Source organism: Halopiger thermotolerans, from assembly GCF_054654555.1.
The window spans coordinates 328,595-342,614 of sequence record NZ_BAAIEU010000004.1 but is presented as its reverse complement, the minus strand read 5'-3'; the positions used below and the strand labels follow the sequence as shown (position 1 = coordinate 342,614).

At 59.5% G+C, this 14,020-nt stretch carries 8 protein-coding genes; 2 read left to right on the top strand and 6 right to left on the bottom strand.

Annotation, left to right across the window (positions count from 1 at the left end):
• Positions 1-39: 39 nt before the first annotated feature.
• The 6 genes from ACYQ26_RS09355 to ACYQ26_RS09330 form a co-directional block, all read right to left on the bottom strand.
• Positions 40-906 (bottom strand): FkbM family methyltransferase, encoded by an 867-nt coding sequence (locus tag ACYQ26_RS09355; protein ID WP_459808628.1) that lies wholly within the window; start codon positions 904-906, stop codon positions 40-42.
• Positions 907-1,025: 119 nt separating this feature from the next.
• On the bottom strand, positions 1,026-2,909 hold the full coding sequence (locus ACYQ26_RS09350) for an asparagine synthase-related protein (protein ID WP_459808627.1): 1,884 nt from the start codon (positions 2,907-2,909) through the stop codon (positions 1,026-1,028).
• A gap of 96 nt (positions 2,910-3,005) precedes the next feature.
• Positions 3,006-4,085, bottom strand: coding sequence for a PLP-dependent cysteine synthase family protein (locus tag ACYQ26_RS09345; protein ID WP_459808626.1), 1,080 nt, complete (start codon positions 4,083-4,085; stop codon positions 3,006-3,008).
• A 220-nt stretch (positions 4,086-4,305) separates the two neighbouring features.
• A complete protein-coding gene (locus ACYQ26_RS09340; RefSeq protein WP_459808625.1) occupies positions 4,306-5,253 on the bottom strand; it encodes a glycosyltransferase family 2 protein in 948 nt (315 codons plus the stop codon).
• A 7-nt stretch (positions 5,254-5,260) separates the two neighbouring features.
• The gene (locus ACYQ26_RS09335; protein ID WP_459808624.1) at positions 5,261-6,619 is read right to left on the bottom strand and encodes a sulfatase family protein; all 1,359 of its coding nucleotides are present in this window, start codon (positions 6,617-6,619) and stop codon (positions 5,261-5,263) included.
• A 21-nt stretch (positions 6,620-6,640) separates the two neighbouring features.
• A complete protein-coding gene (locus tag ACYQ26_RS09330; protein ID WP_459808623.1) occupies positions 6,641-7,654 on the bottom strand; it encodes a glycosyltransferase in 1,014 nt (337 codons plus the stop codon).
• A 456-nt stretch (positions 7,655-8,110) separates the two neighbouring features.
• Between ACYQ26_RS09330 and ACYQ26_RS09325 the strand changes: the two genes are divergently transcribed.
• Together ACYQ26_RS09325 and ACYQ26_RS09320 are read left to right on the top strand one after the other, a co-directional pair.
• The gene (locus tag ACYQ26_RS09325; protein ID WP_459808622.1) at positions 8,111-11,041 is read left to right on the top strand and encodes an oligosaccharyl transferase, archaeosortase A system-associated; all 2,931 of its coding nucleotides are present in this window, start codon (positions 8,111-8,113) and stop codon (positions 11,039-11,041) included.
• A gap of 397 nt (positions 11,042-11,438) precedes the next feature.
• Positions 11,439-13,976 (top strand): BGTF surface domain-containing protein, encoded by a 2,538-nt coding sequence (locus ACYQ26_RS09320; protein ID WP_459808621.1) that lies wholly within the window; start codon positions 11,439-11,441, stop codon positions 13,974-13,976.
• Positions 13,977-14,020: the final 44 nt, after the last annotated feature.

The following is a 14,020-nucleotide window of genomic DNA, read 5'->3' as shown; positions in this document are numbered from 1 at the left end:
CGAGTTCGGATCCCGGTCGATTCCCGAACTCGGCCTCGATCATAGCAACGAGATCGACCCCTTTGATTCTGTCCGATCCGCTTTGAGGAACGCCGTGGGTCCGCGTTCGGTGATTCGACTTACATCGTATCCGTAGCTCTCGAGTCGCCGTACGACCTCGCTCTCGTCGACGCCCTCGTGGCGGTGGACCTCGCAGAACACGGTGCGTATCGATCTCTCGGAAAGCGTCTCGGCCAGCCCATCGAGAACGTCGAGTTCGGCGCCTTCAACGTCGATTTTCACGACCGAGGGTGTCGGTACGCCGTCCGCGATCACGTCGTCGCCCGGCCGCACGGGAACGTCTGCGACCGTCTCCGCTGAGTCGTTGCCCAGCGAGAACGATCCGTAGCCGGGCCGATCGTCTGCGCCGCGCAGCGTCGCCGTGCCGGTGTGGTCGCTCAGCGCGATCGGGAGGATCGTGACGGAGTCCAACTCGTTGAGCGTCTTGTTCCGGATCAGTTTCGCGACGTTTCGGTGGTGGGGCTCGACGGCGATGACGCGAGCACCCGGCTGTGCCGCCGCCGGTAGCAACGCGTGGGTACCGATGTTGGCACCGACGTCCCAGTAGACGTCGTCTTCCCGGAGTTCAGAGACGATCGCATCAATGACCGCTTCCTCTTGGAGAAAGCTCGAGACGCGGTTGTACTCGGGGAGCGTCGAGACGTCGAACTGGACGGTTCGGCCGTTCACTTCGACGGGATAGGGGTTCGGTGCGAGACGGTGATCGAGACGCTTCGTGAGCGTTTGGATTCGCTGGTGGACCCCGAAGACAAACGGATGGAGTCCAGACCGTTCTGAGACGCGGCGAACGGGACCGGCGTACAGCGAGGAGAGCAGCGTTTCCGCTCGCTTGTGGAGCGCACACATGTAGCCGTCGCTACGACGGAGCCCGCCATTATACTGGACACTGCATTTTACGGATGCAAATGGCAGTCGGTAGTCGTTACGCGACGAGCCGCGAGCGCCAGTCGACGAAAAGTCAGTCCTCATTTATCGTCGCCCCGTACGAGATCGTTCGCGACCGGATACGAGTGGCAAAGCGAGAGCGCTCCGAACAACTCGAAGGCCTCGTTGTCGCCCTCGAGGTGGGCTCGATACAGGTCCTCGAGCGTCTCCCAGTCGACGATCTCCGGGCACCGCGTTTTGTTATCGGGCGTCAACAGGTGGTCCTCGACGATGTCGGTTTCTCGAGCGACGTGGTCGATATCACTCCAAGATCCGCCGCTCGATCCGGAGTCCGAATCGAGCTTGCTTTTGAAGCTCCGCCACAGCTGTGCGGCGCTGTACACCGTTCTTGGGTAGGTCAACGGCAGGCCGATCCCCGCTTTCGGAATCTCCGCCAAGTCGCGGCTCCGCCGGGATACGGCCCGGTTGACAACGCTTCGGCGGACGTGGTGACGGTGCGGAACGGACAGCGAGAACTCGATCACTCGGTTATCGAGGTAGGGATAATGCGTCGGGAGCATCTGGTTCGCGGAGTAGTACATGAGATACGCCTTGTTGTTCGTGATCGGGTAGAAACCGCCGGCGTGGACGAGCGAGTCAATCGACGGATAGCGCACGCCGTGGTGGTCGATTGCGGCGCCCGACTCCGACATGTACTCACGCAGTACCGCCACGGGATCCTTCTCGAGGGTCACGCACTTCGGCTGGGCGTTCACCGACGGGCCGCGGTGGTACTGGTAGTCCCGAGTGATGTGCTCGGCGTACTCCTCGACGCTTGCGATCCGGTCGAGAACCGGGACCGGAACCGTCCACCCAAGTCTGGGGACGTCGAGGTCCCGCGTCGGCATGTAGAACCCCTCGAGAACCGTATCCGCCGTGTGGCCGGAAAAGACAGCATCGATCTCGTCAGTGAGTTCGTCTTCGAAGCCCGCGAAGTGGGCCTGATCGAAGAACGACGAGAATATCTGGAATTCGCCAACCCGCTCCAGTACGTCCGTTAGATACTCCGAGTCGCGCCGAAGGAATCTGAACTCGACGCCAAGCGTCTCGCAGACTTCGCGGGCAGTCTCGGCCTCGTCGTTCATCGCGTCGTTCAGATGGTATCCCGTCACGTCGCAGTCCTCGAACAGCGATAGGAGTAGTCGTGAGTCACTGCCACCGCTGATGAAGACCCCCTCGTCGTCTTCCGGGCGGCGGCGTTCCTCGACGCACCGTTGCATGATCGAGGAAAACTCCTCGACGAACACGTCGTACGGTTTGTCCGTCGGCCGATAGCGGGGCTGCCAGTATCGGTTGAGCGACGTTTCTCCGTTCTCGAGGTCGACGGTGAGTTTCGAACCCGGATGAAGCTGGTAGACGTCCTCGAACGGCGTGTAGATCCCGAAGGCACGCTCGAACTTGAGGAACTCCGACATGAGTTCATCGTCGACGGTCGGTCGAAACTCGGGGTGCGCTACGATCGTGTTCAGGTGCGTCGAAAACAGGACGCGGCCCTCGAGCGCTTCCGTGAAGTAAATCGGCCGGGCGCCGAGCCGGTCGGTAAACAGCGTCGCCTCGGTGCGGTCGCGATCTATCACCAGCCCCGCGAACTCGCTATTGAGTCCGTCGATGAACGACAGACCCTGTTCCTCGAGTAAGTCCGCGCAGTATTCTGCATCGCAGGTCGACCGATCCCGCCTGGGCGCGTATCCCGTCGAATCCTCGGCGCCGATGACATCTCCCCAGATCCAGCATAGTCGCTCACGGCCTCCCAATCGGGCTGTTGCGGGTTGCTCCGCGTCGGTTTCCCGGTGAACGGACAGCTGAACCTGCGCGGTATCGTCCCGGTAAGTTGCCGGTTCCTCGTCGTCGCCCCACTCGATCGTCTCGGCGAGCGACTCGATGTCGTGCTGCCGGTCGCCCAAAACGCCGCAGATCCCGACCATACTAGCCTCGGTCCGTCGTACCCCGTCGAACGAGAAAAACACCGACGGCGGTTATCGTCTGGTGCAGCGGATTCGAACTGTAGCACTCGCTCGAGGTTAGTCGGGGTCCGACGCGGAGGAAACATCGCGTGACGTGTCCGCGTCCATCGCCTCCTCGTCGAAGACGGTATCGAAGTACTGCTCGCCGCCGTCGCAACCGATCACGGCGATACGCGCGTCCGACCGATTGTCGGCGATCTCTCGAGCGACGGTAATCGCTGCGCCCGAGGAACCGCCGACGAGAACGCCATGTTCGGCGGCGGCTCGCCGCGCCTCCTCGAACGCCCGCTGGTCAGCGACGCTGCGTACATCGTCGATGTAGTCGAACCACATGGTCGGCAGTTCGCGCTCCTTCCCAAGTCCTTCGACGGCGGTGTCGTACGGTCCAGGATCGCTGTCGTAGAACGCCGCAGAAATGTTCGACTGCTCGGCGTCGACACCGACGATGTCGATGTCTGCGGTCTGTTCTTTCACGTACTTTGCAATTCCAGAGAGGGTTCCCCCGGTCCCCATCGGACAGACGACGTGGGTCAGATCGCCCGCCACCTGTCGCCACAGTTCGGGGCCGGTCCACTCGTAGTGGACGGTTGGATTCAGTTGCGTCGAGTACTGGTCGAGCCACACCCCGCCGCGTTCCGAGGCGATCCGCTCCGCCGTCGAGCGGTAGTGACGTTCGTCGCCGGCCTCGACGTTCGGACACTCGACGATCTCGCTGCCGAACGCCCGAACGTAGCCGATCTTCTGTCCGCTCGTTCCCTCGGGGACCGTCAGCACACTATCATAGTCGAGTCGGTTCGTCACCAGCGCGACGGCGCCGGCGGTGTTCCCCGAAGACGCTTCCACCACGACGTCGTCCTCCTCGAGTCGCCCTTCCGCCTCGAGTTCGCGGATCATCCCGAGCGCGACGCGGTCCTTCATCGAGCTGGTCGGGTTGTCGGCTTCCAGTTTGAGGAGGATGTCGCCACCGTCGGCCGGTTCAGGGTAGTCCACGAGCGGCGTGTCGCCGATCCGAGCGAGTACTGGATCATCCGTCGAGTACGGGGATGCTGTGGTCTCTGCTCTCGGCTCTTCTCGCTCGAGATAGCCGCCGTCTGCGACGGAGTTCTCGTCGGCCGATCGGTCGTTATCGTCGGTCACGGACACCACCTCTCGAGGACGCGACGGACCGCGACGGTGCAGGGACCAGTATCTCGATCGCGCATACGAGCGGGATACCACCGCCCACGGTTTAGCCGACCACGGCGCATAGTCATGCTCTTGATTAGCTGTGTATTTCCGGGGCTACTGTTATGCAGACGTTTCTACCGTCCTGGGAGCCGCAGTCACAGTCGAATCGCTATCGCGCCAGCGATGCGTGTCAGTACAGAAGCGACCGCTTCACCGCCTCGAAGGCCGAGTTCGCCGGCTCGCCACCTGCTGCAAGCGCGGCGTAGAGGTAAAACTGCGGCTCGAGCGGGTACAGCGCAATCGCCCGCCGAACGAATCGTCGCGCTATCTCGTATCGCCCGACCGGCAGCGCGTACCACGCGCCGACGCGGAACGCGGCCCACGCCCGCATCTTGCGCTCAAACAATCGTCCATATGAGGCCGCTCGAGGCCGGTGTTTCCAGAGGAATCGCGGGTACGTCTCCTGCACCAGCGATTCGAGGTCGTCGGTGATCCGATCATGACCCCCGGTGTGATTCGTGACCAGCGGTTCGGGGATTGCTTCGACGCGCCACTCCTCCGAGAGCCGGATATACCAGTCCAAGTCCTGCCAGCTCGGGAACTCCTCGTCGAGAAGGCCAGCTTCGTCGACGGCGGCGGCCCGGACCATCACGCAAGAGAAGGATCCGATGGCGTTCCGACAGAGAAGCGTCTGCGTCACGTCACCGCTGACGGACGCATCCGTCGTGCGGAGTACCTTGCCGTCGTCGTCGACGAGTCGAAGCGCCGTGTAGACGAGTCCGACATCGTCGGGTGCACGTCGAAATGTCGCAACTTGCTGCTGCACCTTCGACGGCGCCCACTCGTCGTCGTCGTCGAGGAAAGCGAGGAACTCGCCCGACGCCTCGCGGATTCCCGTGTTCCGGGCCGCATTCGCGCCCTGGTTCTCGTCGTGTCTAATGACGACGAGTTCGTACGGAAACTCGTCGCGCAGCGGCTCGATGGCCTCCGCCGCTGGCGTTTCCGAGCAGTCGTCGACGACGACGATCTCGAGTTCGTCGTAGGTCTGTTCGGCGATGCTCTCGAGTGATCGCACCAATCGGTCGGGCCGGTTGTACGTCGGGACGATGACGCTCACGAGCGGCGTTCGGGTAGACATCGTTATGTTATTCCTGGTAGCCGAGGTCTCGCAGTCGCTCTTTGACGGTTTCGTCCATGTGGACGTCGCCGATATCGGTCTCGGTCGCGGCGATCTCCTGACGGTGGTCGTCGATGACGCTTCGCGCGTGCTCGAGGGCTTCCGGTTCGTCGTCAACGACGCTTTCTCGTTCGTCGGGATCGGCCGTCAGATCGTACAGTTCTTCGCCGTCCCCCGTTCGGATGTACTTCCACTCCCCATCGCGGTACGAGAAGCGTCGCTCACCTGTGTTCGTGTTCTCCCAGTCACCGATGACGTGCTCTCGAGACCAATCGTCACCCTCGAATAGGGATTGCAAGCGCTCCCCATAGAAGTTCGACGGCTGCTCGAGGCCCGCGCTCTCGACGAGCGTCGGCGCCACGTCGAGAAGCCCGACGAGGTCGTCGTATTCTCCGCCGTCGCCGGAGCCATCGTCGTACAGCAGCGGGACGTGGAGGACTTCGTCGTAGAAGGTCGCGTAGTGACTGAACTGTCCGTGATCGAGAAACTCTTCGCCATGGTCGGCCGTGATGAGCGTAGTGGCGCCGCCCCAAGCATCACGAACGGAATTGATCAGCCGACCGATCTGCTCGTCGGTAAAGCGAATCTCCGCGTCGTAGAGATCGATGATATCCTCGAGCTCAGACTCGGTGACCTCCTCGGGCGACTCGATCATCTTCCGTCGGAGCTGGATAGCCCGCCGCTCGCCGATCGGATCGTCGCGGAAGGCGCGCTGGTGGCGTTCCGGCGGCACGTACGGATGGTGCACGTCCATGTAGTGGACCCACAGGAACCGCGGCCCGTCATTTTCGACCGATCGGACCCACTTTAGTGCGTGGTCGGTAATCTCGTCGGCGTCGACGTACGCCGAGCCGATGTTCACGCCAGCGGTCTCCTCGGCGGTCTCGAATGCTCGAGCGAGCGTCTGGTAGAGGAGTCCATCCGAGTCGAGTTGGTCCTTGACGAACTGTCGGAGCCGCGCGGTCGCTGACGGATCCGTCTTCGAGTCGTAGAACTCGTCGAATCCGCGGTCGTAGTCGAAGTCAGCGCTGAGATACAGGTTCGAGTGGAACCCGGCCGTCTGGTAGTCGGCGTTGTCGAAGACTTCCGAAATAAGCGTTCGATCGGACGAGATTCGTTCATATCCGCCGTACATGAGGGCATATGACGACGTGAGGATCGACGGGAAAGACGGCCGCGTGCTGCAGGCGTGTGCGAACGCGTTCGTACAGGTATGACTGTGATCAGCGAGGGCGTCTAGATTCGGCGTCGTCTCTCGCTCGTAGCCGTGCCACCCGACGTGGTCTGCGCGCAACGAGTCGACGGTGACGAGAACTACGTCCTCCATGTCGACGACTCCACCATCGGGTTATTTCACGTTTGTGATAGTATTCTTATACGTCTCGGCGATTTCAGCCCAGTCGAACTCGCGTGCGAACGACTGGAGTTTAATTGCCATCGATTGTGATGACACCGTTGTGGAATCGGGCATTGTAGCTCGTTCGATAGCGCTAGCGATACTGTTCGGCACTGGTTCACAAAATTCGACGAGACCGTCGAACCGCGTTTCTGCGCGCCCATTTACTTGTACCGTCGGTAGTCCAGCCGCACCGTACTCAAGAATTTTCAATGTGTGAGGGTCGTCGACAAGACAAACGCCGACATCGGCAGTGTGGAGGTAGCCCGGAATATCTTCGTGAGGCACTGTACCCGGGTAGACGATGTTATCGTGAACGGCTGCTGCTCGTTCGACTTGCTCCGAGAGCGATCCAGTACCAAGAACGAGCAGCGTCCAACTCTCGTCAAGCCACGTTGTCGCAGCGAGCAGTTCGCGGATATGGTAGATCGGCTCGAGTCCGCCGACGTAAATTGCAATGTTCTCCGTTACCCCCTCCTTCTCGAGTGACGATTTAGCTCGCTCGACGATTTCAGGGTCGGGATTCGCGAATCGATCGAAGTCGACGCCGAGAGCTGTCTTCGTTGCGGTGCCGAACCGTTCGACGCGGGGAGCTTCCTCATCATAGACGTAGAGGATGCGATCGGCGATTCGGAAAGCTACGTTCTCGAGTTGGCGGACGACTTCGGCGAGCCAGTGCGGATTGTTCTCCTCGAACTGTCGGATTGGATCGACATGATCGACGACCAACGGGGTTCCGATTGCGAGTTTGATCGCTGTACCGGCAATGGCGCCAGCTCGTGTCGTTCCTATGACGACGTCATACTGACCGGCGTCACGAAGCGACTGGAGTACCGTCTTCGGCGTAGTACCACGGATCGTTACGTCAATACTGCTATCCCCGAGATGGGAAGCGATACGTCGACGTCCGACACTGATATCCGCCGATTTATCGGGTGTGAGCCAGAGAACAGTTGTCGGGCTCATGGAGATAACCGATACGGGACGAAATCGGACAGGTAATCGAACCCAACGACGGCAGCGAAAACGAATAATGAGGAGCGTTGGGTCGCTCGCTCGAGACTAGGTGCATTCGCGAGTTGATGTAATCTATCAATCATAAGTTTGAGGGAGATGCTTACTCACTTTCTCGCACGAATCCGGCTCGAGTACTCGCTCATGCACGACTTCACCGTCGACGATGGCGACGCGCTCAATATCCCTGTACGTCTGCTCGAGAACGCTTATTGCACAGAAGTCATCATACGCGTTACTATCACCTGCCGAAACGTCCATTAGAGCGGGGTTCTGGAAATAGCGTATTAGTTTTGTGGCGCCAAACAGCCTGTTATAGTGCCATTATCTATCGAGAATCTATTGAGATAGGAAGGCACCGCGAACAGATGACAAGGCTTATTTTTGACTTGGGTCTGGTGCAACCTAATGAGCACGGATACCGAACACGTCGAGGAGGAGTCCGATACGTCCTCCATCCTCGCGACGTGGCGAAGCTGGTATCACCTTCCCGTAATCGGGGCCGTGATGCTGTTTATGTTCTGGTTGCGGACCCAGTCGTTCGATCGATTCACCACCGGCGATGGGACACCTGCGCTGTCAGGAATCGACTCGTGGTATCATTGGCGAGCAATCCAGTGGACCGCAGAAAATTATCCACATACGATGCCGTACGAAGTCTGGACCGGCTTCCCAGAAGGGAAATACGTCGGCCAGTTCGGGACGCTCTTCGACCAGCTCATCGTCACGGCAGCGATGATCGTCGGATTCGGTGATCCGTCCACCCAGACGCTGTATACGGTTTCGCTGCTCGCGATACCGATCATGGCGGCGCTCGTCGCAATCCCCGTCTTCTACATGGGACGGCGTCTCGGCGGGACGCTAGGTGGTATCATCTCGATCCTCATTCTCGCGCTTTCCCGCGGACAGTTCCTCTCGCGGTCGACTGTCGGCCAGCTTGACCACCATATCGGCGAGGCGCTCTTCATGGCGATCGCAGTCCTCGCAATGATGGTCGCACTCACCGTCGGCGAACGGGAGAAACCGATCTACGAACTAGTCGCGGACAAAGACTGGCAAGCGCTTCGAACGCCCGCCTTGTACAGCGCCCTCGCAGGACTTGCCCTCGCGCTCTACGTGTGGGTTTGGCCGGCAGGTGTCGTCCTAATCGGTATCTTCGGCGCCTTCTTCGCCGTGCAACTCTGTCTCGACTACCTCCGCGGTGTATCACCCGATCACATCGCGTTCGTCGGTGCAGTGAGTCTCGGCGTAACTACGATCGTGACGGCGATACTGATTGAGCGACCAGGATTTGGGACGACTGATTTCAGCTACCTTCAACCCCTTCTTGCTCTCTCGGTCGCAGTTGGTTGTCTTTTCATGGCCTGGCTCGCCCGAGAGTGGAACAATCGAAACATCGATCGCCGATACTACCCTGTCGCTATCGTCGGAATCGGCGCTGGTGCGCTGGCATTGATGTGGCTCGTACTGCCCGAACTCTACAGTACGCTCGTTGGAAACCTCACAGGACGGCTCCTTCCCTTCGGTGCTTCCGAATCTGCACTGACCGTTCAGGAGGTCCAACCACCGGACAATTACTTCAATCACGTCTTCTCTGAGGCCGGGAGCGCCTTCTACACGATGCTCATCGGTCTCGTCTTCCTCGCGGTTCGGCCGTTGTTCGGTCGCAAATTCCGCGCTGAGCATACGCTCGTTATCGTCTGGTCGCTGTTCTTGATCAGTATGGCAGCGTCGCAGGTCCGGTTCTCGTACTACCTCGTGCTCGCGATCGCCGTCGTGAACGCTGCATTCGTCGCGGAGGTCGTCCAGCTCTTCGATCTCGATCTCACGAAGCGCCTCGAGTCGGTCAGACAACTCCAAACCTACCAGATTCTGACCGTCGCCATTGTCGTACTCCTACTGTTCGCACCGCTGCTGCCGCCGATCGCAACGGCAACCGCGTGGGGGAGCGCCGAATCTGTTGGACCGAACAGCGACGCGATGACGTGGCAGGAAGCGAACCACTGGCTCGAAGGGAATACGCCCGAGCCAGGTAACTGGGGCGATGCAAATAACTCTGGCCAACTCGACTACTACGGCACCTACGAGTATCCGGAGGACAGTGATTACAACTACCCCGAGGGTGCGTACGGCGTGATCTCGTGGTGGGACTACGGTCACCTGATCACGACCCAGGGTGAACGGATTCCCCACTCGAATCCATTCCAACAACATGCAACGTCCTCGGCAGCCTTCCTGACGGCGACCTCCGAGGAGCGAGCTGAGTTGGTACTTGACGCGATCGCCGCGGGTGAATCGCCCAATGACGAGTCCAACGAGCATCTCGAGCAGATGGCTGCCAGCGGCAACGACAGTGGCGAAGACGTCCGATACGTGATGATTGACGATCAGATGGCCGGCGGGAAGTTCAGCGCGATGACCGCCTTCACCGGACCCGGCTACGGGCACTACTACGACACGAAGGAGTACCAGGCCGGCGGTCAGCAACAACAGGTCGCCGGACCGAACGAGAACTACTACAACACGACGACGGCGTCGCTGTACCTCCAGGACGCAAACGGCATGGAGCACTACCGCCTCGTTCACGAGAACGACGACTACGCGTTCGTCGGCGGAATGCGACTCGGAAATACAGGTGGCCCCCACTATTCGCTTCAGCTCTCGCAGTACAACCGGTTCGTCGGCGATCAGTTCGAAATTCCGACGAATTGGGGGAACGAGACAGCGGCGTTGCAGTCTGATCTCCAAGAAGCGCGCGAGAACGACGAGATCTACCAGTCGCTCGGGATTCCGATGTGGGACGCCCACCTCGAGTCGACCGTCAAGACCTTCGAGCGTGTCGAGGGGGCGACGATTACCGGAACCGTCGACGACCAATCCATCGTCGATAACGCGACTGTGACCGCGGCGGTCGAGCTTGAGACCAACTCCGGTCGGACGTTCACCTATGAGCAGGAGGCACCGGTCAACGACGACGGGAGCTTCGAACTGACCGTTCCGTACGCGACGAACGACGAACTGAGCGTCGAAGACGGCTATACGAACAGTAGCGTCGAAGCGCTTAGCGACTACGTCGTCTCGGTCGAACACCCTGGTTCGCAGGGCATGGGTATCACCGAGTACCAGGGGCAGACCGAAGTTAGCGAGTCGGCAGTCGTTAAGGGAGACACGGTCTCCGTTGATCTCGAAGAAGTTGACTTCGGAAATCAGAACGACAGCGCGACTAATGAGAGTAGCGGCAGTGACGGAAGTGGAGAAAGCGGTACTACGACGATGAACGACGAAACGGCGAATACAATCAGCTCACCTGATCCGGTTGCCGCTAAATCTTCGAATTAGCGTCATTGACCGCTCTTTTGGTCCTGAGTTTACGTTCAGACGTGTATCCTACTAACTCGTAGTCTCAGCTGGTATAGGGACCATATGCGGGAGTCTTCTACCTTACATTACACCCATTGTATTATGTATTAAACATTTTGTCTGGGTTCTAATTCAGAATTTCCTATATTTCTGGCGTAACACGCTCTTACTACGCTGTAATCGCTACTTGAAACTCATTCTCGAGACGACCTGTTAAACAGAAAGCTTATTACGGAATCCCATCTTCCTCCGAATACCCCTACCCGGAAGGCTGAGTCGGCATTCGATGAGGCGTCGGACGTGCCGGTAATGGTCGTCTTCCACTGATCGCGCGCTAACCAACCAAACCGCAGATAACACAACTATAACACAACACATGAGCGGAAATTCATATCGCAAAAAGGGACGCGCAGTGTTCCTGGCAGCGATTATGGTCCTCTCCGTCGTTGCGATGTCTGTCGCCTTCGCAGGCGCAGGTGCTGCCGACGATCCGTCGCAGCCCGACAGCATCGGCGACGCAGGACCGACGTACAATCACGGTAGCACTGGTGAACTGAACAATGAAGACGTCTGGATCGGTCAAGAAGTGACGCTGCAGGTCGAGGACAAGTCCTTTACCTCGCTGCAGATCCGTCAGGGATCGACCTACAATTCGGACGACAGCGTCGTTATCGAAAATCGCGTTGACAACGACGCAGACGAAGTTACCTTTGACAGCTCTAAGCTCGAAGCGGGTAATCCGTACAACCTCTACCTAACTGGTGCAAATTCGAGCTGGGACAAAAAGGTCTTCTGGGTCGAATCCGAGAATCTCAACACCGAGTTCACCAGTTCCACGGTTACCCAGGAAGGTAGCGTGAACGTCTCGCTCGAATCCGACCGAGCGAACCAGTGGGTGAACGTCTCTGCTGATGGCATTGACGACGGTGACCTTGCAGGGATCTTTAGCGATGCTGATTCCAACATCGACTCTGTCAAGAACCCTGACGAAGACGACGGCGTCGTGACGCTCAACGTCACGGGCGTCCCGTCGGACGACTCGGTCGAGTTCGGCGCTGACTTCAGCGAGATCGACGCCGGCGAGTACGAGTTCGACTTCGAGACGACGGACTCGCTCGCGGCAGACAACGCGACGATCGAAGTCATTCAGGACGACGCCGAAGTCTCCTTCGAGGGAGACGCTAACGGCGAACAGGGTGAAATCATCGACATCACTGTCAGTACGAAGTACGTCGACAGTGGCGCCGTCCAGATCGGCGACGTCGAGGATGACAACTTCCAAGCGGCAACCGAGTTCGAGATCAACGAAGACGATCTCAACCAGATCACCCTGCAGTTCAACACCAACGCACCGAACAACACTGGTGCTAAGGACGCGTGGTCGCTCCACCCCAAGCACGAGGACCACGACATTGAGCTGAGCAACAAGGCCGTGAACGCCTCGGCACTCGACCAGTACGAGCCCCTCGGCGCGTACGAGTACGAGATGGAAGCCGGCACGGATCTCAATACGTCGTCCAAGCTCGACTCCACGGACAACTACTACATTAACGACGCAGACGTGACCGACACGGCGTTCTTCAACGTGAACGAACCGTCGCCAGTCGGTGACGTCTCGACGCAGGTCGCACCTGCTGGCGACAGCATTGAAGGGTTCGACAACTTCAATGACACGACGGTCACTAACTCCGACGTCGTCGCTGACGGTGACCATCTGCTCCTGAACCTCAAGAGCTTCGACCAGTCCGGTCTGGTCGATTCCTGGAGCAACGGTGACTCCGTTGGCGAAGACCTCGGAAACCAGAGCATTAACATCACTGTCGAAGAGCAGGACCCTGGCCCGAACGTCGATGCACAGGTCTGGAGCACTAACCCCGATCAGGTTGGATCCGATGCCGATCACCTGATCCACGCTAACGTCACTTACACTGACGTCTCCGAATACAACGGTAACCTCGTCCTGGCACTCAACTACGAGAAGGCCGGCCTCGAGGCTGGCGAGTCCTACGACCTGACCTACTCGGTCAGCGAAAACAGTCCCTACGTGGACAGTGAGGACGAAGAGATCGAAATCGAGGACTCGTTCACCGTTGAAGAGCCCGAACTCGAGTGGGACAGCAGCGCTGAGGAAGTCCCCAACTCGGAGAACGCTGAAGTGACCGGCACGACCAACGTCGCCCCCGGCAGCGAGATCAACACGAACGCTCGCTCCTCGGGTAACTTCACCGACTCCGAAGAAGCGATCGTCGCTGAGGACGGCACGTTCACCGCCACCTACGACTTCAGCGAGTACGACGCTGGCATCAACTTCGATCTGACCGCCACGCACGCCGAGCGCTCGACTGAGTTCAGCGACTACAAGGACGCGCTTCAGGACAAGATCGAGGCTACTCTCGTCGAGGCTGGTCAGCCCAACTTCTCGCTCGAGACCTCCGCACCTGAGGAAGTCAAGGTTGGCGCGGACGCCACGCTCGACGTGACCGTCACCAACACCGGTGACACGGAAGGCGAAGTCCCGATCGGTGTTGAAATCGGTGGCGAAACCGTCACCGACGAGAACGCAACCCTCGGCGCCGGTGAAGAGTGGAGCGAGAGCTTCTCCTTCAACACCTCCGAGGCTGGCGACATCGAGTGGGGCGTCACTGCTGGTGACGAATCCGCCAGTGGTACCCTGACCGTCGCCGAAGAGAAGAAAGACGACAGTGGCACTGACGACAGCGGCTCCGAGGACAGCGGTTCCTCTGACAGCGGCTCCGAGGACAGCGGTTCCTCTGACAGCGGCTCTGAGGACAGCGGCTCCGAGGACAGTGGCTCCGAGGACAGTGGCTCTGACGGTACGCCCGGCTTCGGCGTCGCCGTCGCCACGATCGCTCTGCTCGCAGCCGCCATGCTGGCCCTGCGCCGTCAGGACTAACGCCAACTAACTACCGGACTTCCGTCCGGCCTTCCCGCATTTCG

Excerpts from the sequence above, each read along its gene's own strand:
- ACYQ26_RS09355 (WP_459808628.1), bottom strand. The coding sequence starts at position 906 with ATGTGTGCGCTCCACAAGCGAGCGGAAACGCTGCTCTCCTCGCTGTAC.
- ACYQ26_RS09350 (WP_459808627.1), bottom strand. The coding sequence starts at position 2,909 with ATGGTCGGGATCTGCGGCGTTTTGGGCGACCGGCAGCACGACATCGAG.
- ACYQ26_RS09340 (WP_459808625.1), bottom strand. The coding sequence starts at position 5,253 with ATGTCTACCCGAACGCCGCTCGTGAGCGTCATCGTCCCGACGTACAAC.
- ACYQ26_RS09335 (WP_459808624.1), bottom strand. The coding sequence starts at position 6,619 with ATGGAGGACGTAGTTCTCGTCACCGTCGACTCGTTGCGCGCAGACCAC.
- ACYQ26_RS09330 (WP_459808623.1), bottom strand. The coding sequence starts at position 7,654 with ATGAGCCCGACAACTGTTCTCTGGCTCACACCCGATAAATCGGCGGAT.
- ACYQ26_RS09325 (WP_459808622.1), top strand. The coding sequence starts at position 8,111 with ATGAGCACGGATACCGAACACGTCGAGGAGGAGTCCGATACGTCCTCC.
- ACYQ26_RS09320 (WP_459808621.1), top strand. The coding sequence starts at position 11,439 with ATGAGCGGAAATTCATATCGCAAAAAGGGACGCGCAGTGTTCCTGGCA.